The sequence below is a fragment of the Bacillus sp. BK450 genome (assembly GCF_004364885.1).
GTDB lineage: Bacteria > Bacillota > Bacilli > Bacillales > Bacillaceae > Bacillus > Bacillus safensis.
The window spans coordinates 760,205-778,251 of record NZ_SOBQ01000002.1 but is presented as its reverse complement, the minus strand read 5'-3'; the positions used below and the strand labels follow the sequence as shown (position 1 = coordinate 778,251).

Below are 18,047 nucleotides of genomic sequence, written 5' to 3'. Positions count from 1 at the left end.
ATAAAATCCAGAATGAGAGCCATAATCGTAGGGGAAGCATCATTTGTTATGGAGGAAGTGAGCACAGTGCTTTACGTTTGGATCGCAGCGTTTTTGTTTCTTGTGATCTTGTTGATTTTCATGAAAGTAACCATTTCGCTGGACTATTCGCATACAAACGACAATGACCACATTGCACTGAAGGTCATCACCTTATATGGATTGGTCAGACTCAAAAAAGATATTCCGATGGTGAGGGTCAATCCAGAAGACCAAACGATTGATATTCGTGAAAAGAAAATGGAAAGCGCTAAAAACCCTGATCACGAAAAAGAATCGATGCATAAAAAAGTAGGAAAGCGTGATATGAAGCAAATCCTTCATCAAATGGAGCGCATCACAAAAGAGATTGTCGATTTAAACCGGATCATGCGCAAGTTCTTCATTCACATAAAGGTTGTCTCATTTCACTGGTCGACATGGATCGGCTTTCATGACGCCGCTTTAACAGGTGTAGCAGCCGGCGGTGTGTGGTCAGTGAAAGGAGCACTGCTTGCCTTTATGCAGGAGCATCTCACCTTTAAGCATAAACCGGTGTATGAAGTCATTCCGGCCTTTCAGCACAATGTGTCACAGACTCAGTTTACATGTATAGCATATTTTCGTATTGGACATGCTATGCTTGCAGCCATTCGTTTACTTGTCCATTGGTTAAAAGGAAGAAAGGCGAGAAAAAGTGCCTCTCTTCAAGCAACGAAGAATGAATCATCTGTTTAAGGAGGAACCCGAAAATGGCAGATCATCCAATCCAAGGTCTCATGAAGACAGCGATGGAAAACTTAAAAGAAATGATAGATGTGAATACAATCATCGGCGATCCAGTCGAAACCCCTGACGGCAGTGTCATTCTCACTGTGTCAAAGGTTGGTTTTGGATTTGCAGCCGGCGGCAGTGAATTTAACGGGAACCAAAAGAAAGAAAAACGTTCTGATGAACAGGAACGAAAAGAGCCGAGACTCCCATTTGGCGGCGGAAGCGGCGGCGGGGTGTCGATTACACCAATCGCCTTCTTAATTGTAGGAACAAACGGAGTTCGAATGCTTCATTTGGATGAACACACACATCTGCTCGATAAAATATTGGATTCTGCTCCTCAAGCAATTGAACGTCTTCAGCACATGTTTAAGAAGGATGAGCGGGAGCACCGTCACAAAGAACGAAAACTAGATGACATAGACCTTTAAAAAGTTAGCTGCGCTGCAGTTAACTTTTTTTGCAAAAGGGACGATTAGGCTTTGCAGTTTTTTGCTTTCTCTACTATGATAGAACCATACATTTGAAAAGGGAGGAATTGTTTTGGCATCGATCACATTTAAAGGAAGTCCTGTCACGCTTGTAGGAAATGAAGTAAAAGTAGGCGAGCAGGCTCCTGATTTTACGGTATTAACGAACTCACTTGGAGAAGTTTCACTTTCTGATTTAGCAGGAAAAGTGACGATCATCTCAGTGATTCCTTCTATTGATACAGGTGTGTGTGACGCACAAACAAGACGTTTCAATGAAGAGGCAGCCGGTTTAGGTCCGGTCAATATTTATACGATTAGTGCAGACCTTCCATTTGCACAAGCACGCTGGTGCGGAGCAAACGGAATTGAAAATGTCGAAACATTATCTGATCACAGAGATATGTCATTTGGTGAAGCATTCGGAGTGTATATGAAAGAATTGCGTTTATTGGCACGCGCAGTCTTTGTATTAGACCCTAACGGAAAAGTGGTTTACACTGAATACGTAAGTGAAGCAACGAATCACCCAAATTATGAAAAAGCCATTGAAGCTGCAAAATCACTGTTATAAAAGCAGCATCGACAAGAGCTCCGGCTTCATCCTGGGGCTCTTTTCAATGAGAACATATAGCTTTTAACAAAGCGAGGAGAGAAAAGCATTGCAGAAAGATCAAGTAAGTACTATTTTTGAACTGCTCGATACAGCTTCTATTCGATTAAAAAAGGAACAGAGCATTTCCTATATTGAAGCATTGGCAGAAGCAGGAGAAGCCTTTTTCCAAGCAAATGATCGAAACGGTTTATTAAAGGATTTAATAGAAAAGGCAGATTTTGCTTCTTATGATCATGAGCAGATTCGTAAAGCGTTTCAGCTCGCCGTATTGAAAGGTCAAAAGGATATTTCTCATCCAAATCGCCAGATGACACCAGATACGATTGGACTGTTTGTCAGCTATTTGGTGAATAAATTTTTAGACGGTCAAAAAGAGCTTGTAGTCTTTGATCCAGCAGCGGGAACAGGAAACTTACTTCTTGCTGTTTTAAATAATCTCACTGCAGAAACAAAACGCGGCTTTGCGTCTGAAATTGATGATGTGCTCATTAAAATTGCTTGGGCCCAGGCGAATTTAGAGGAGAAAGAAGTTGAGCTTTTCCACCAGGACAGTCTTGAGCCGCTTCTGATCTCACCGGCAGATGTCACTGTATGCAGTCTCCCAGTGGGCTATTATCCAAATGATGAGCGTGCAGCAGACTTTGAATTAAAGGCAAAAGAAGGACATGCCTTTGCCCATTATTTATTCATTGAACAAAGCCTTCGCTACACAAAAGAAGGCGGCTTCTTATTCTTCATCATTCCAAATGATTTGTTTGAAGGAAAAGAGAGCGTACAATTAAAGGATTTCATCAAAGATCATGCGTATATGAATGCATTAATTCAGCTGCCAGTGTCCATGTTTAAGGATAAAAAACACGCCAAAAGCTTATTTGTGATGCAAAAGAAAAAAGAAGGGCTGAAAGCACCAAAACGAATGCTGTTTGCCAATCTTCCATCTTTCTCACAGAAGGAAGCAATGGTCGGTGTGATGAGAAAATTAGACCAGTGGTTTATAGAAGAAAAAGAAACAAAAGAATAGCCAGAGTGATTTCTGGCTATTTCAGCGTGTAGACAAACCCTCGCATTCGCCCGCAGGTCTGCGCTCCGGTGCTCGCCCTTCCTAGAGCTGCAAAGGTTTTCTATCACGCTGAAAAGAAAACAAAGAGCTAAAATAAAAATCATTTTAGCTCTTTGTCAATAATCTGGATATTTCACTATTCAGAAAATAACGACTTATTGATGTAAGCGATAACAGTTTGAAGGTGCACTTGAAATGCAAAGTTTTCAATGTTTAAATGAAAAAGTCAGATATTTTTCGGACTTATCGTTAAACTATAAAAGACCCGTCAAACAGGTTGAATATAGCACCGGAAAAAACGTGAAACCTTATATAACAACTGAGTAAAAGGAGCGACAGTAATGTCCAAAATTATTGCAATCAACGCAGGAAGCTCATCTCTTAAATTCCAATTGTTCGACATGCCAGAAGAAACCGTTTTAACAAAAGGGCTTGTTGAAAGAATCGGAATGGACAACAGTATCTTCACGATTTCTGTAGATGGAGAAAAGAAAACAGAAGTGACAGATATTCCAGATCACGCAGTAGCGGTCAAAATGCTGCTTGAAAAACTAACTGAATTTCACATCATCAAAGACTTTAATGAAATTGATGGCGTAGGACACCGCGTTGTTCACGGCGGAGAGAAATTCAGCGATTCTGTTCTTTTAACTGATGAAGTGATCAATGACATTGATCAGCTTTCAGAGCTTGCACCACTTCACAATCCTGCAAACGTTGTAGGAATCAAAGCATTCAAACAAATTCTGCCTGACGTACCAGCGGTTGCTGTGTTCGATACCGCATTCCACCAAACTATGCCAGAGCAGTCTTACCTATACAGCCTTCCGTACGACTACTACAAAAACTTTGGTATTCGTAAATACGGATTCCACGGGACAAGCCACAAGTTCGTTACAGAGCGTGCAGCAGAGCTATTAGGCCGTCCGCTAGAAGAGCTTCGTCTGATTTCTTGCCACCTTGGAAATGGTGCGAGTATTGCAGCAGTCGAAGGCGGAAAATCAATCGATACATCTATGGGCTTTACACCACTTGCAGGTGTTGCAATGGGTACACGTTCTGGTAACATTGACCCTGCCCTTATTCCATTTATTATGGAAAAAACAGGACATACTGCTGAAGAAGTGCTTTCTACTTTGAATAAGAAGAGTGGTCTTTTAGGTGTGTCTGGTCTGTCAAGTGACCTTCGTGATATCGAAGAAGCAACAGAAGAAGGAAACGACCGTGCAGAAGTTGCTCTTGATATTTTTGCGAGCCGTATTCATAAATATATCGGTTCTTATGCAGCAAGAATGAATGGCGTAGATGCGATCATCTTCACAGCTGGAATCGGTGAAAACAGTTCAGAAGTAAGAGCACGTGTACTTCGTGGTCTAGAATTCATGGGCGTTTACTGGGATCCTTCCTTAAACAATATGAGAGGCGAAGAAGCATTCATCAGTTACCCGCACTCTCCTGTAAAAGTGATCGTCATCCCTACAAACGAAGAAGTAATGATTGCAAGAGACGTTATGCGTTTAGCGTAATCAAGTTTGAAAAGCTCTTTTCCAATAAGGAAAAGAGCTTTTTTCTGTTAAAAGCAGCATGCTATAATGTTGTCCAATATGAAGCAAAAGGGAGCGGTGCGAAAGATGAGCGTGACAGAACATAAACGTGAGGCGAAAGAAAGGCTTTATGTGAAAGTCATTACGGTCAGTGATACAAGAACGAAAGATACAGATAAAAGCGGCCGTCTGATGATTGATTTGGTCAAAGAACAGGGACATCTTGTTCTTGCATACGATATTGTAAAAGATGATATAGGATCGATTCAAGACGCTGTGCTCGAAGGAACAAGCGAACCGAAAATAGATGCCGTCTTGTTAAATGGCGGAACAGGGATTGCCGCAAGGGATGTGACCATTGAAGCGATCACTCCTCTTTTTTCCAAGGAACTGCCTGGCTTTGGTGAAATCTTCCGCATGCTCAGTTATACAGAAGACATAGGTTCAGCTGCTATTTTATCCAGGGCAACGGCAGGGGTCGTCAATCAAAAGGCTGTCTTTGCCACGCCGGGATCTACCGGAGCCGTTCGTTTAGCCATGACCAAACTCGTGATTCCAGAGCTTCCTCATGTCTTACGAGAGCTTGAAAAGGATCAAAAATAGCCCAAAATGACTCTGCCAAGAAAATTTGGCAGAGTTTTTTTCATAAAGGGGTTGAAAAAACAATTTTTCCTTGTTACAGTGTATACATACTAAATGCATGTTTATAAATTAAAACTTATTTTTATGCAAAAAACATTCACAGAATCAAAACAAGCGAGAGGAGCTTTTCAATCATGTCACAAAATAAAAAAGTCGTATTAGCATATTCCGGAGGTCTTGATACCTCTGTTGCAGTTAAATGGTTACAAGAGCAAGGATACGAAGTCGTTGCTTGCTGCCTGGACGTAGGTGAAGGAAAAGATTTAGCATTCGTTCAACAAAAAGCACTTCAAGTCGGAGCGGTTCAATCATACATGATTGACGCAAAAGAAGAATTTGCTGAAGAGTTTGCACTCACTGCATTACAAGCACACACAATGTATGAAGGGAAATATCCACTAGTATCTGCACTATCGCGTCCGCTTATTGCAAAAAAATTAGTGGAAGTAGCAGAAAAAGAAAATGCAGTAGCAGTTGCTCATGGATGTACTGGAAAAGGGAACGACCAAGTTCGTTTTGAAGTATCCATTAAAGCATTGAATCCAGACCTAGAAGTTCTTGCACCAGTGCGTGAATGGAAATGGTCTCGTGATGAAGAAATCGATTATGCACAAAAACACGGTATTCCAATTCCGATTAACTTAGACAGCCCATATTCAATCGACCAAAACCTTTGGGGCAGAAGCAACGAATGTGGCATTTTAGAAGATCCTTGGGCTGCGCCGCCAGAAGGTGCATACGATCTGACAAATCCACTTGAAAAAACGCCTGACACACCTGAAATCATTGAAATCACGTTTGAAAAAGGAAAACCGACAGCCATTGACGGTATCCAGTATTCATTATCTGATCTCATCCTTCATTTAAATGAAGTCGCTGGACAGCATGGTGTTGGCAGAATCGATCACGTTGAAAACCGTCTTGTCGGCATCAAATCTCGTGAAGTGTACGAATGCCCAGGTGCTGTCACACTTCTAAAAGCGCATAAAGAGCTTGAAGACTTAACGCTAGTCAAAGAAGTCGCTCACTTTAAACCAATCGTTGAACAAAAAATGGCTGAATTAATATACAACGGCTTATGGTTCTCACCGCTTAAAGAAGCACTAGATGCATTCTTACAAGAAACACAGCAGAACGTAACAGGTGTTGTACGTGTGAAACTATTTAAAGGTCATGCCATTGTAGAAGGACGTAAATCACCATATTCACTTTATGATGAAAATCTAGCAACATATACAAAAGCAGATGAATTCGATCATGATGCAGCTGTAGGATTTATTAATCTTTGGGGCTTACCGACAAAAGTAAACAGCATCGTGAATAAAAAGGAGCAGGTTAAAGCATGAAAAAGCTTTGGGGAGGCCGATTTCAAAAAACACCAGAAAAATGGGTCGATGAGTTTGGCGCGTCCATTCATTTCGACAAACAATTAGTCAAAGAAGATCTGACCGGCTCCCTTGCTCATGCAAGTATGCTGAATAAATGCGGTATCCTCGATGATGAGGAAGCCGCTGCCATCAAAGACGGGCTGAATACGCTCATGAAAAAGGCAGAGGCGGATGAACTGGAATTCTCAGTGGATTATGAGGACATTCATTTAAACCTTGAAAAAATGCTCATTGATGAGATTGGTCCGCTTGGCGGCAAATTGCACACAGCGAGAAGCCGGAATGATCAGGTCGCAACTGATATGCACTTATATTTGAATAACCAAGTCGAGCATATCATTGAACTGATCTCTTCCTTTCAAACAGTGCTTGTAGAAAAGGCAGAACAGCACGTTGAAACGATTTTTCCAGGATATACACACCTGCAGCGTGCACAGCCTATTTCGTTTGCCCATCATATGCTCGCCTATTTCTGGATGCTTGAGCGTGACAAAGCGCGTTTCCAAGATTCATTAAAGCGAATTAACGTGTCGCCGCTTGGATGCGGTGCGTTAGCAGGAACGACATTCCCGATTGATCGTGAATATACAGCAGAGCAGCTTGGCTTTGACCACATTTACGAAAACAGCCTCGATGGTGTGAGTGACCGGGACTTCATTTTAGAGTTTTTGTCTAATAGCAGTCTTGTGATGATGCACCTCTCACGTTTTTGTGAGGAAATCATTTTATGGTGCTCGCAAGAATTCAAATTCATTGAACTCGATGATACGTATGCAACAGGCAGCAGCATGATGCCGCAGAAGAAAAACCCGGATATGGCTGAATTAATCCGCGGGAAAACAGGCCGTGTGTATGGCAACCTGATGGGGCTTCTCACGATTATGAAAGGCTTGCCGCTTACGTATAACAAAGACCTTCAAGAAGATAAAGAAGGCATGTTTGATACAGTGAAAACCATCGCTGGCAGCCTGCAAATCTTCACAGGCATGATCCAAACGATGACAGTGAACGAAGATGTCATGAAAAAGGCAACAAAAGAAGATTTCTCAAATGCGACAGAAGTGGCAGACTACCTTGCGAAAAAAGGCATGCCATTCCGTGAAGCACACGAAATCGTTGGAAAGCTTGTGTATACATGTATTCAAAAAGGCATCTATCTAAGTGATCTTTCTTTTGAAACATTCACAGAAGCAAGCGATCTTTTTGAACAAGACATTTACACTGTTCTTGATCCATATGTTGCGGTTGAAAAAAGAACAAGTGCAGGCGGAACTGGATTCAAACAAATTCAGCTCGCTTTAGAAAAAGCAAAAGCCTGCCTGGCATAACTTATCAAGACCATTCGTTTATACGGATGGTTTTTTTGTCATGGAAAAAGGAGATTGATGATCATTGGAGAAATGAAAGCATACCTGCGTCAAGCAGAAGAGGGAGTGACAGCAGATCATGAAGAAAACGCTTGAGGCTTTGTTTCATCAACCACTCGTATCAGTGAAAACGTTAGGAGAACAATATGACGGACGGGCTAATGATGTGTGGCTGATCTCCTTACAAGATAAAACGGAATATGTAGTCAAATCTCCTAAAACTGCAAGAGAAGAAAGTGAATTTGTTTCTGGGATCAAATTGATCTATGGAGTAGATGACCGCACTGTAGAAGAGCATATCGATCAAATCAATCAAAAGCTGTCTCATACGAATTCCTTTCATATTCCAAAAGTTGTTCGTAAAGTGAAGAAGGCAGGGAGACATTTTTATGTAATGGAAAAAGTAGAAGGAACACCTTGTACATCTTTTGAGGGACGTTCATCAGACTTTTATAAGGATTATGGGAGGAAACTAGCACATCTTCATTCATATCGTACTGACTTTTTTGGTGCAGTCTACGGAGCTGAAAAGAAGCATTTGAGAGAATTCCATGCTGTGTTAAAAAAGGCTGTATCCAAACTCATAGGCCGCTATTACGCTGATCAGCAAGAATTTCACTGTTATGCAGAAATTGTGCTGCAAAAGATTGAAAAGCTAAAGCCCCCTGATTCAGCAAGTCTCATTTTAATTGATTTAGATCCGTCTCAATATATTGAAAAAGATGATCAAGTGACGAGTTTAGTTGATACAGAATATGTCGTATATGGACCAGCTGCGTTTGATTTTATTGCATTGGAATACCTTTTGACGAAAGAAGCTGCCCACAATGTTCAATTGGGCTATGAAGAGATTTGCCCGCTTCCTCGTGATCTTCATGAGGTGAAAGAGTGCTATCGTTTTGTTTCTCTGCTGCTCGATATCCATGGCTCATGGGATTTGAAAATGTGGATGAATCACCCTATATTGTTTGACTCATATCGATAAAGGGTTCATAAGTGCGCCAGATGCCGGTTTATAGTAAAGTAAAGATAACAAAAGAAACACGTGAACTTGCAACCTTTGCTTTAGGAGGAGATTGTGTGCGACACGCATTAATAACAGCGGGTTCTAAAGGACTTGGCCGGAAAGTTACCGAGTCTTTACTGAATATGGGGTATTCTGTGACAGTGAATTATCGAAGTGATGATGAAGCTGTCCGGCAGATGAAAGCAGAATTACACCAGTACGAAGATAAGCTTCAATTTGTCCAAGGTGATGTGACAAAAAAAGAAGATTTAAAAAACATGGTAGAGCTGGCAGCAGAGCGATTTGGACGGATTGATGCCTTGATTAACAATGCCGGTCCTTATATTTTTGAACGAAAAAAACTCGCGGATTACTCTGAAGATGAATGGTATCAAATGATAGAAGGCAACCTATCAGCAGTATTCCATTTGTTCCGAATGGTCATCCCAACGATGAGAAAACAAGGCTTTGGCCGCATTATCACTTATGGCTTCCAAGGTGCAGACCATGCGCCAGGCTGGATGCACAGATCAGCCTTTGGAGCGGCAAAAGTGGGCCTTGCGTCATTGACGAAAACCATTGCGATTGAAGAAGCCGAAAATGGCATCACTGCTAATATGGTTTGTCCAGGCAAAATCGTTGGAGACATGAAAGAATCGACAATAGAGAAAGCCCGTCAAATCAAAGACGATGAAACGCCGATAGGCAGGTCTGGCACTGGTGAGGATATAGGACGCATCATTTCATTTCTATGCGATGACCGTTCAGATCTCATTACAGGGACCGTCATTGAAGCAACAGGTGGTCTTAACGTGATTCACAGGCATTAAGTTTTTCAGCTTTTTATAGAGGGAATAAATGATATGAGATCAAAATTGAAAGGTGGATATACTACATGAAAGCTACATATCATGGACATTCAGTTGTACACATTGAAACAAACGGATATCATATTTGGATTGATCCATTTTTAAATGGAAATAAGCACACAGAGATCAAACCGCAAGATGTGAAAGCGGATGTCATTTTACTGACACATGGACATGGAGATCACCTTGGTGACACCATTGAAATTGCTAAAAATAATGACGCTCTCGTCGTTGCACCAAATGAGCTTGCCGTTTATTTAAGCTGGCAAGGGGTGAAAACGCACCCGCTTCATATTGGCGGCGGACGTGAGTTTGAATTTGGTAAAGTGAAGCTCACGCAAGCGTTTCATGGTTCAGCTGTCATTGATGAAGAAACGAAAACAATTACGTATACAGGGATGCCATCAGGTATTTTATTTACCGCAGAGGGTAAAACAATTTATCATGCAGGAGACACTGCACTCTTTTCAGATATGAAACTGGTCGGTGAACTGAATCATATTGAGCTCGCATTCCTTCCAATTGGTGATAACTTCACAATGGGACCGGAAGATGCAAGAATCGCAGCAGAATGGCTGCGGGCAAAACAGGTCGTTCCGATTCACTACAGCACATTCCCGCCAATTGAACAGGATCCGCATGCATTTGCAGACAGCCTGCATGGCGGCGTCGGTCATGTGTTAAACAGCGGGGAATCAATCGACATTTAATCCTCATATGAAAAAAGCTGGCACACAAATGCCGGCTTTTTTTATTTGCCTTCATCTGCCGAAAGAAAAGACAAATTGCTATTAAAAGCATCCTGCCCTTATAATGAAACATAGATGAAAACGCTGAAAACAAAAAGGGTGAACGGGATTGGCGACAAAGCATGAGCAAATTTTATCGTATATTGATTCATTAGATGTCGGAGAGAAAATTTCTGTCCGGCGCATAGCGAAAGAAATGAAAGTGAGTGAAGGTACCGCTTACCGGGCCATCAAAGATGCTGAAAATAAAGGATTCGTCAGTACCATTGAACGAGTCGGCACCATTCGAATTGAACAAAAGAAAAAAGAAAATATTGAAAAACTCACATATGCAGAAGTGGTCAATGTTATTGATGGTCAGGTCCTTGGAGGACGCGCCGGCTTACATAAAACGTTAAATAAATTTGTTATCGGAGCGATGGAGCTGGACGCAATGATGCGCTATACGGCTGCTGGCAACCTGCTCATCGTTGGAAACCGGATCAATGCCCATAGGCAGGCATTAGAGGCAGGGGCGGCTGTGCTGGTCACAGGCGGATTCTCAACAGATGATGAAATCATTCAGCTCGCAGATGAGCTGGAGCTGCCGATATTATCGACAAGCTACGATACATTTACCGTCGCGGCTCTCATTAACAGAGCCATTTATGACCAATTAATTAAAAAAGAAATTGTGCTTGTAGAAGATATTTTAACGCCGATTGAACGCACCGTGTATTTATCACCAGAGGATAAGCTTGAAAAATGGTATGAAAAGAATTATGAAACTGGCCACGGCCGTTTCCCGGTCGCAGATGATCAAATGAAGATTCACGGAATCCTTACCTCAAAGGATATTGCGGGGCATGACCGCTCCACACCGATAGAAAAAGTGATGACGAAAAATCCGCTGACGGTCATTGGCAAGACATCTGTCGCCTCTGCTGCACAAATGATGGTGTGGGAAGGCATTGAGGTGCTGCCAGTTGTGGATGATCATGCGAAGCTGATCGGTATGATCAGCCGTCAGGATGTGCTCAAGGCGCTCCAAATGATTCAAAAGCAGCCGCAGGTCGGAGAAAAGCTGGATGATGTTGTCTCAAGAGGATTTAAAGAAGCCGATACAGAGAAACCAAAAGCGGATGCGGTTTATCAATACGAGGTTACCCCGCAAATGACGAACCAGCTTGGAAATATTTCATATGGGGTGTTCACACAAATTTTAATCGAATCAGCCAACCGCTTCTTAAAATCTCATAAAAAGGGCGAACTGATCGTCGAGAGTCTCTCTGTCTATTTCTTAAAACCGGTCCAAATGGAATCCACCATCCAGATTAAGCCGAATATTTTAGAAGTAGGACGCAAGTTTGGAAAGCTGGAAGTGGAGGTTTATCACCAATCGAATATCGTAGGCAAAGCGATGCTGATGGTGCAGCTGATGGAAAGAGGATAATGATAAAAAGGGCGAACTCATGTCGCCCCTTTCCTTATTACGCGTGATCTTTTTCGCCTTCTTTTAAAAAGAGCGGAAGGTAATGCTTGTAGGCTTTATACCCTGCCCACGTACTGCCGATACCGACAGCAACAAAAATAAATCCGATGACAAATGCGAGTGACGAGCGGTTTAAAAATAATTGATTCACACCGAAGAGCAGGACAAAGCAGCCAAGGGCCATACTGGATTTCGCCGACCAGAATTTTTTCTCGACTGGCCGGTTCGTACGGACATTTTTTGCTTTGTAGTATAAATAAAACATGGCAGAACAAATAATAAACACAATCAAAACAAGCATGTGCCAAGCCTCCATTGTAAGTGGTTACAACCCTATTTTAAACGTAAATAGGCTTGCTTACTAGAATAAATTGTCTATTCCTCACTTTTCCGTCACGATAGATTATGATTTAATAATAAAAAGAGTATCGCATGAGAAGGAGTTTTTATGAAAAAAGAACTGATTAGAACCATATCATTATATGACACCATCATCATCCATAGACATGTAAGACCAGATCCTGATGCGTATGGATCGCAGTGCGGCCTTACGGAAATCTTGCGTGCCACCTATCCAGAAAAAAATATTTATGCGACAGGAACGCCTGAGCCATCCCTTTCATTTTTATATGAACTCGATGAGGTACCAGATGACGTGTATAAAGGGGCCCTTGTCATTGTCTGTGACACGGCCAATCAAGCAAGAATCGATGATCAGCGCTATTTAATGGGCGATAAGCTGATGAAAATCGACCATCACCCGAATGAAGATCCTTATGGTGATTTGCTTTGGGTGGATACAGAGGCAAGCTCTGTGAGCGAGATGATTTATGAATTGTACTTAGAGGGGAAAGAAGAAGGATATCAGCTGAATACAAAGGCAGCTGAATTGATCTATGCCGGCATTGTAGGAGACACAGGCCGCTTCCTTTTCCCAAACACAACGAAAAAGACACTCAAATATGCAGGGGAGCTTATCGAATATCCATTTTCATCTTCAGATCTTTTCAATCAATTGTATGAGACAGATTTGAATGTCGTGAAATTAAATGGCTATATTTTTCAACATATTTCTTTGTCAGAGAACGGGGTTGCATCTGTTTTCATTAAGCGTGAAATTTTGGAATCGTTCCAAACAACAGCGCAGCAGGCCTCACAGCTTGTTGGGACACTAGGAAATATTGCAGGCATTAAGGCATGGGTCTTTTTTGTGGAAGAAAACGATCAGATTCGTGTGAGATTCCGCTCTAAAGGCGTCGTCATTAACACCATTGCGAAAAAATATCATGGAGGCGGCCACCCGCTTGCAGCCGGTGCGTCCATTTATGATTGGGCAGTAGCAGATGAGATTTTGCGTGATTTAGAGGAAGTATGTAAATCATCATCATAAGAGAGGAGGGATATGAAGTCCCTTCTCTCTTTTTTGTCATGGAGAAAAGGGTTATTTGCATACAGGAATAAACCAGCAGCCGATGTCTGTTGAATCTTCATAGGCTTGGAGATTTTGATGCTTTAATTCTTTTTTAATTAAATGAGCCATCATTTCTGTCTCAGCATAAGCACACATGCCGTCTTTGATCCGGCTTGCTTTGTCTCGTGCCATTTGACGATAGCTGTAAACCTCCATTGTCCTCACCTCTTTCTATTTAAGATCTCGTTCTACTTTTAGTGTATAAAAATGAAGCGTGAAAAGAAATCATTGAGGGCAGAAATTCATAAAAATTCCACAACCTCTTTATTCAGCAAATGAAATACGTACTTCAAGTGAAAGCTTCGTATAAATTGTCAGCTCTGTCACTTTCGCGCGATATGCCTTTTCCCGAATGGTATATTCTTTATTTTCCACTGTCCGTTTTAGTAATTCCTTTGTTTTATAGACACTTTCAATATCTTTTGTAATGACTTCTGAGATATCCTCCTTGACCTGATCTTCAAACTTTAGCGTATCTGGCTCTGGGATTTTATATTGCTCACGATTCACGAGATGAACATCTACGCTTTGGATCAGCAGCCGCTTCTTATTATCCTCATTTAACTTATGCAAATCTTCCCGATAGAGTGTGATTTGTTCTTTCAGACTGTCCATATGATGCTGCTGGCTTCTCAGCAGTGTCACTTGCTTTTCCTGAAAGGTTCCGTATGTAAAGAGAAAAATAAGCCAGCTTATAATCGCACCAAACATCATTCCTGCAAAAAAACGCTGCCAGCCTGGGCGTTTATACAGCTCCGGCACCCTCATGATGACACATGCTCCTGGGTGAGCCACGTAATAATGAGATACCCTGTTTGTGCACCGCCCATGGCAGAGATAATTAATAAAATCTGCTTGAAAATATCACGTGTGTTTCCTTCGAAAATGCCTCGTTCAAAGCTATAAACAGCATCAAATGTTCCGCCGATAGCGGCGACAAGCGCCCAAATCTTTAAACGGTTGGCAAGACTAGTAATAATGGATAAAGGCGGCTGACCAGATAAATAAGCACCAACACCGCCTATGATAGCACCACCCAAAATGACCCCAAGGGCGATAAAGTAACAGCTGATAAAATTCGGAATAAAAGCTTCCTTCACATCCATTTTGTCCACCTCACTCTATTCAATATATGGCGTGTTCTGGACAAGTATGAACGGACAGAAAAGAAAGAACATTTGTTTCTCATCGCATCGCGTTTTATAATGAAAGAATGACTTTAGACGAAAGGAGTGGATTAAGCATGTCTTATGTTCATCTTCAGGTCCACAGTGGATACAGCTTGTTAAGCAGTGCAGCTAAAGTAAAGGAGCTTGTGCTGAAAGCAAAAGAACTTGGCTGCAAGGCGCTCGCTCTTACCGATGACCATGTGATGTATGGCACGGTTGAATTTTATAAGGAATGTAAAAAACATGGCATCAAGCCGGTTATCGGTTTAACAGCTTCTGTCTTCATAGATGAACAAGAGACAGAGGCTTATCCCTTGGTACTCCTTGCAAAAAACAATGAAGGCTATCAAAACCTAATCAAAATCAGCAGTGTGCTGAAATCAAAATCAAAAGCCGGATTGAAAGAGAAATGGCTCAAAAGCTATCACCGCGGTCTCATTGCCATCACACCAGGCGCATCTGGGTATATTGAAACGCTTTTGCAGCATGATCAGTTAGAAGAAGCGCGTGAAGCCGCTAAACAATTGAAGCATATATTCGGCGAGGGACATGTGTATATCTCACTTCAGCCATTTCAGCAGGACGAATCGCTCGCCGGCAAACTGTGGGACGTCTCACAAAGTACAGACATTCCTCTTGTTGCGACGGGTGATGTTCACTATATCAATCGAGAAGACAAAATGGCTTATACGTGCTTAAAAGCGATCAAAGCAGGTAAGCAGCTTTCAGAGATAGAGGAAGACCGAGGAGAAAAGCATTTCAGATCCTTTGAAGAAATGTTGGAATGGTATAGAGATAATCAAGAGCTGCTGACAAGAACGGTGGAGATTGCAAACCGCTGTGAAGTTGATTTAAATCTTGGGCAGACAAAACTCCCATCTTACCCGACTCCTGATCAATCAACAGCAGATCAGTTTTTACGCAGAATGTGCGCAGAAGGGATGAAGCAAAGAAAGCTTGCTTCGAATGACATGTATGTCAAAAGGCTTGAATATGAGCTGAGCATTATCCAAAAAATGAATTTCAGTGATTATTTTCTCATTGTGTGGGATTTTATGAAATATGCGCATGACAAAGGGATTGTCACAGGCCCTGGACGGGGATCAGCAGCGGGTTCACTTGTTGCATACGTTCTGTTTATTACGGATGTCGATCCGCTCCGTCACGGTCTTTTATTTGAGCGTTTCTTAAATCCAGAGCGAATCAGCATGCCAGATATTGATATTGATTTCCCCGACACGAGAAGAGATGAAATCATTTCTTATGTAAAAGACAAATACGGAGATATGCATGTGGCGCAAATTGTCACGTTTGGAACACTGGCAGCAAAAGCTGCTTTAAGGGATGTTGGACGTGTGATGGGAATTGATTCAAAGGCAGCGGACCGTCTTGCCAAGCTGATTCCATCAAAGCCAGGAACGACGCTGAAAGAAGCGGTGACTGCATCTTCTGAATTAAAAACGATGCTTCAGCAATCCGATGAGCTTCGAAAGGTCTTCCAAACTGCTTTAAAGGTAGAAGGCTTGCCAAGACACACCTCGACACATGCAGCTGGCGTTGTGCTGAGCGAGGAGCCGCTGACAGAGGTCGTTCCGATTCAAGACGGCCATGAAGGTGTGTATTTAACGCAGTATGCGATGAATTATTTAGAAGATCTCGGACTTTTAAAGATGGATTTCTTAGGACTCAGAAATTTAACATTAATTGAATCCATTAAAAACCAGATTGAAAGACAGGAAAACGTCCACATTAACTTTAGTGACATTTCATATGAGGATCAAAAAACGTTTGAATTGTTATCCGCGGGAGATACAACTGGAATATTCCAGCTTGAATCACAGGGGATGCGTCAGGTGCTGAGGCGCCTGAAGCCGTCTAGTTTAGAAGATATCGTGGCGGTCAATGCCCTCTATCGTCCAGGTCCAATGGAAAATATCCCGCTTTTTATCGACCGAAAGCATGGCAGAGTCAAGGTCTCCTATCCTCATCCTGATTTGTATGACATATTAAAGGATACATATGGGGTCATCGTCTATCAGGAGCAAATCATGCTGATTGCAGCGAAGATGGCCGGTTTTCAGCTGGGCGAGGCAGATCTATTAAGAAGAGCTGTTTCAAAGAAAGATAAAAAGGTCCTTGATGAAGAGCGAAGCCATTTTGTTGAAGGATGCCTAAAAAAGGAGTATCCTGTTAACATTGCAAATGACGTTTATGACTTAATCGTCAAATTTGCAAACTATGGTTTTAATAGAAGCCATGCTGTTGCATATAGCATGATTGGCTTTCAGCTTGCTTATTTAAAAGCGCATTATCCGTTATATTTTATGTGCGGTCTTTTAACGAGTGTAATTGGAAATGAAGACAAAATTGCTCAATATTTCTATGAGGCGAAGGAAAAAGGGATATCTGTGTTGAAGCCTTCTATTAATAAGAGTGAGTTTCCATTTACGGTTGAAAAAGGGGAGATCCGCTACAGCTTAAGAGCGATTAAAAATGTCGGAGTGTCAGCTGTAAAGGATATATACAGAGCAAGACAGGAAAAGCCGTTTGAAGATTTATTTGATTTTTGCGCAAGAGTATCACCAAAGAGTGTCAACCGAAAAACGATTGAAGCGCTCATTTTTTCAGGGGCGATGGATGAATTTTATCCCAATCGTGCTTCGTTATTAGCATCGATAGATATTGCGTTAGACCACGTGTCATTTTTAAATCCAGAGGATCAGCTGGACTTTCTTGGGGATACAACCTTCTCCATTAAGCCAAAATATGCGGAGATAGAAGAAATGCCGCTTGTTGATCTCCTGCAATTTGAAAAAGAGGCACTCGGGTTATATTTATCAAATCATCCAGTACAAGCGTACCGAGACCGCTTAAGAGAGAATGGTGCAGTGGAAATCATCAGACTTTCTTCCTATATTAAGCGTAAAATCTCAATGGGTGGTCTTTTGACAAAAGTGAAATCGATTCGGACAAAAAATGGACAATCGATGGCATTTGTTACATTTGGGGATGAAACGGGAGAAATGGAAGGCGTCGTCTTTCCAGAGCAATTTAGAAAGCTGTCCCCCTTACTTGAGGAGGGCAACATGCTTTATGTTGAAGGCAGAGTAGAGGTCAGAAATGACAGCAGTCAAATCATCGTGCAAGAAGCTGCTTTGCTGGAAGAGATGGACGTAAAAAGAAAAGAGTCTGTCTACATTCGTGTGAAAGAAGAGAATCATACGCAGGAGCTGCTAGAGCAAGTAAAACGAATCCTTTCGATGCACAGCGGAGAAGCAGATGTCTATTTGTATTATGAGAAGCAAAAAAAGACGATGAGACTTCCAGATGCATACAAAGTTCATGCAGATCATGCTGTGATTTTCCAGTTAAAAGAGCTGCTCGGTGAACAAAATGTTGTGATTAAATGATGACAAATCGCCTAAATATGTTT

The 18,047-nt window shown here is 41.8% G+C and carries 18 protein-coding genes; 14 read left to right on the top strand and 4 right to left on the bottom strand.

Features of this window, described 5'->3' with window-relative positions; genetic code table 11:
- Nucleotides 1–48: 48 nt before the first annotated feature.
- The 12 genes from EV579_RS09205 (at nucleotide 49) to EV579_RS09150 (ending at nucleotide 11,935) form a co-directional block, all read left to right on the top strand.
- Complete coding sequence (locus EV579_RS09205) at nucleotides 49–756, top strand: DUF2953 domain-containing protein (protein ID WP_101676765.1); 708 nt, start codon at nucleotides 49–51, stop codon at nucleotides 754–756.
- Between the two features lie 14 nt (nucleotides 757–770).
- On the top strand, nucleotides 771–1,223 hold the full coding sequence (gene ytfJ / locus EV579_RS09200) for a GerW family sporulation protein (protein ID WP_007501733.1): 453 nt from the start codon (nucleotides 771–773) through the stop codon (nucleotides 1,221–1,223).
- Between the two features lie 112 nt (nucleotides 1,224–1,335).
- Nucleotides 1,336–1,836, top strand: coding sequence for a thiol peroxidase (tpx, locus tag EV579_RS09195; protein WP_024424810.1), 501 nt, complete (start codon nucleotides 1,336–1,338; stop codon nucleotides 1,834–1,836).
- An 88-nt stretch (nucleotides 1,837–1,924) separates the two neighbouring features.
- Nucleotides 1,925–2,899, top strand: coding sequence for a class I SAM-dependent methyltransferase (locus EV579_RS09190; protein ID WP_133744297.1), 975 nt, complete (start codon nucleotides 1,925–1,927; stop codon nucleotides 2,897–2,899).
- Nucleotides 2,900–3,279: 380 nt separating this feature from the next.
- Nucleotides 3,280–4,464 (top strand): acetate kinase, encoded by a 1,185-nt coding sequence (locus EV579_RS09185; protein ID WP_024424808.1) that lies wholly within the window; start codon nucleotides 3,280–3,282, stop codon nucleotides 4,462–4,464.
- A 105-nt stretch (nucleotides 4,465–4,569) separates the two neighbouring features.
- Nucleotides 4,570–5,085 (top strand): MogA/MoaB family molybdenum cofactor biosynthesis protein, encoded by a 516-nt coding sequence (locus EV579_RS09180; RefSeq protein WP_056768188.1) that lies wholly within the window; start codon nucleotides 4,570–4,572, stop codon nucleotides 5,083–5,085.
- 173 nt (nucleotides 5,086–5,258) lie between these two features.
- Complete coding sequence (locus EV579_RS09175) at nucleotides 5,259–6,470, top strand: argininosuccinate synthase (RefSeq protein WP_024424806.1); 1,212 nt, start codon at nucleotides 5,259–5,261, stop codon at nucleotides 6,468–6,470.
- The gene (gene argH / locus EV579_RS09170; RefSeq protein WP_024426149.1) at nucleotides 6,467–7,840 is read left to right on the top strand and encodes an argininosuccinate lyase; all 1,374 of its coding nucleotides are present in this window, start codon (nucleotides 6,467–6,469) and stop codon (nucleotides 7,838–7,840) included. Before EV579_RS09175 ends, argH begins: the two co-directional genes overlap by 4 nt.
- Nucleotides 7,841–7,958: 118 nt before the next feature.
- A complete protein-coding gene (locus tag EV579_RS09165) occupies nucleotides 7,959–8,864 on the top strand; it encodes an aminoglycoside phosphotransferase family protein (protein WP_133744296.1) in 906 nt (301 codons plus the stop codon).
- 95 nt (nucleotides 8,865–8,959) lie between these two features.
- The gene (locus EV579_RS09160; RefSeq protein WP_133744295.1) at nucleotides 8,960–9,715 is read left to right on the top strand and encodes an SDR family oxidoreductase; all 756 of its coding nucleotides are present in this window, start codon (nucleotides 8,960–8,962) and stop codon (nucleotides 9,713–9,715) included.
- Between the two features lie 65 nt (nucleotides 9,716–9,780).
- The gene (locus tag EV579_RS09155) at nucleotides 9,781–10,464 is read left to right on the top strand and encodes a metal-dependent hydrolase (protein ID WP_133744294.1); all 684 of its coding nucleotides are present in this window, start codon (nucleotides 9,781–9,783) and stop codon (nucleotides 10,462–10,464) included.
- 148 nt (nucleotides 10,465–10,612) lie between these two features.
- Nucleotides 10,613–11,935 carry a CBS domain-containing protein gene (locus EV579_RS09150; RefSeq protein ID WP_024424801.1) on the top strand — a complete coding sequence of 441 codons (1,323 nt, stop codon included), beginning with the start codon at nucleotides 10,613–10,615 and terminating at the stop codon, nucleotides 11,933–11,935.
- Nucleotides 11,936–11,972: 37 nt separating this feature from the next.
- Here the strand turns inward: EV579_RS09150 and EV579_RS09145 are convergent, their stop codons facing one another.
- Nucleotides 11,973–12,275, bottom strand: coding sequence for a YtpI family protein (locus EV579_RS09145; RefSeq protein WP_003216665.1), 303 nt, complete (start codon nucleotides 12,273–12,275; stop codon nucleotides 11,973–11,975).
- A gap of 147 nt (nucleotides 12,276–12,422) precedes the next feature.
- On the opposite strand from EV579_RS09145, the gene EV579_RS09140 reads away from it, so the two are divergent.
- Nucleotides 12,423–13,364 carry a DHH family phosphoesterase gene (locus tag EV579_RS09140; RefSeq protein WP_024424800.1) on the top strand — a complete coding sequence of 314 codons (942 nt, stop codon included), beginning with the start codon at nucleotides 12,423–12,425 and terminating at the stop codon, nucleotides 13,362–13,364.
- 51 nt (nucleotides 13,365–13,415) lie between these two features.
- Here EV579_RS09140 and EV579_RS09135 read toward each other — a convergent pair whose 3' ends face one another.
- From EV579_RS09135 to ytrH, 3 genes are all read right to left on the bottom strand, one after another.
- Entirely contained in the window at nucleotides 13,416–13,601 is a 186-nt protein-coding gene (locus EV579_RS09135) for a YtzJ family protein (protein ID WP_003216400.1), read from the bottom strand.
- A gap of 108 nt (nucleotides 13,602–13,709) precedes the next feature.
- On the bottom strand, nucleotides 13,710–14,213 hold the full coding sequence (ytrI, locus tag EV579_RS09130) for a sporulation membrane protein YtrI (protein WP_024424799.1): 504 nt from the start codon (nucleotides 14,211–14,213) through the stop codon (nucleotides 13,710–13,712).
- A complete protein-coding gene (ytrH, locus tag EV579_RS09125; protein WP_024424798.1) occupies nucleotides 14,210–14,551 on the bottom strand; it encodes a sporulation membrane protein YtrH in 342 nt (113 codons plus the stop codon). Before ytrH ends, ytrI begins: the two co-directional genes overlap by 4 nt.
- 137 nt (nucleotides 14,552–14,688) lie before the next feature.
- Here ytrH and dnaE point away from each other — a divergent pair, with 137 nt between their 5' ends.
- On the top strand, nucleotides 14,689–18,024 hold the full coding sequence (gene dnaE / locus EV579_RS09120; RefSeq protein ID WP_133744293.1) for a DNA polymerase III subunit alpha: 3,336 nt from the start codon (nucleotides 14,689–14,691) through the stop codon (nucleotides 18,022–18,024).
- The last annotated feature ends 23 nt before the right edge of the window (nucleotides 18,025–18,047 follow it).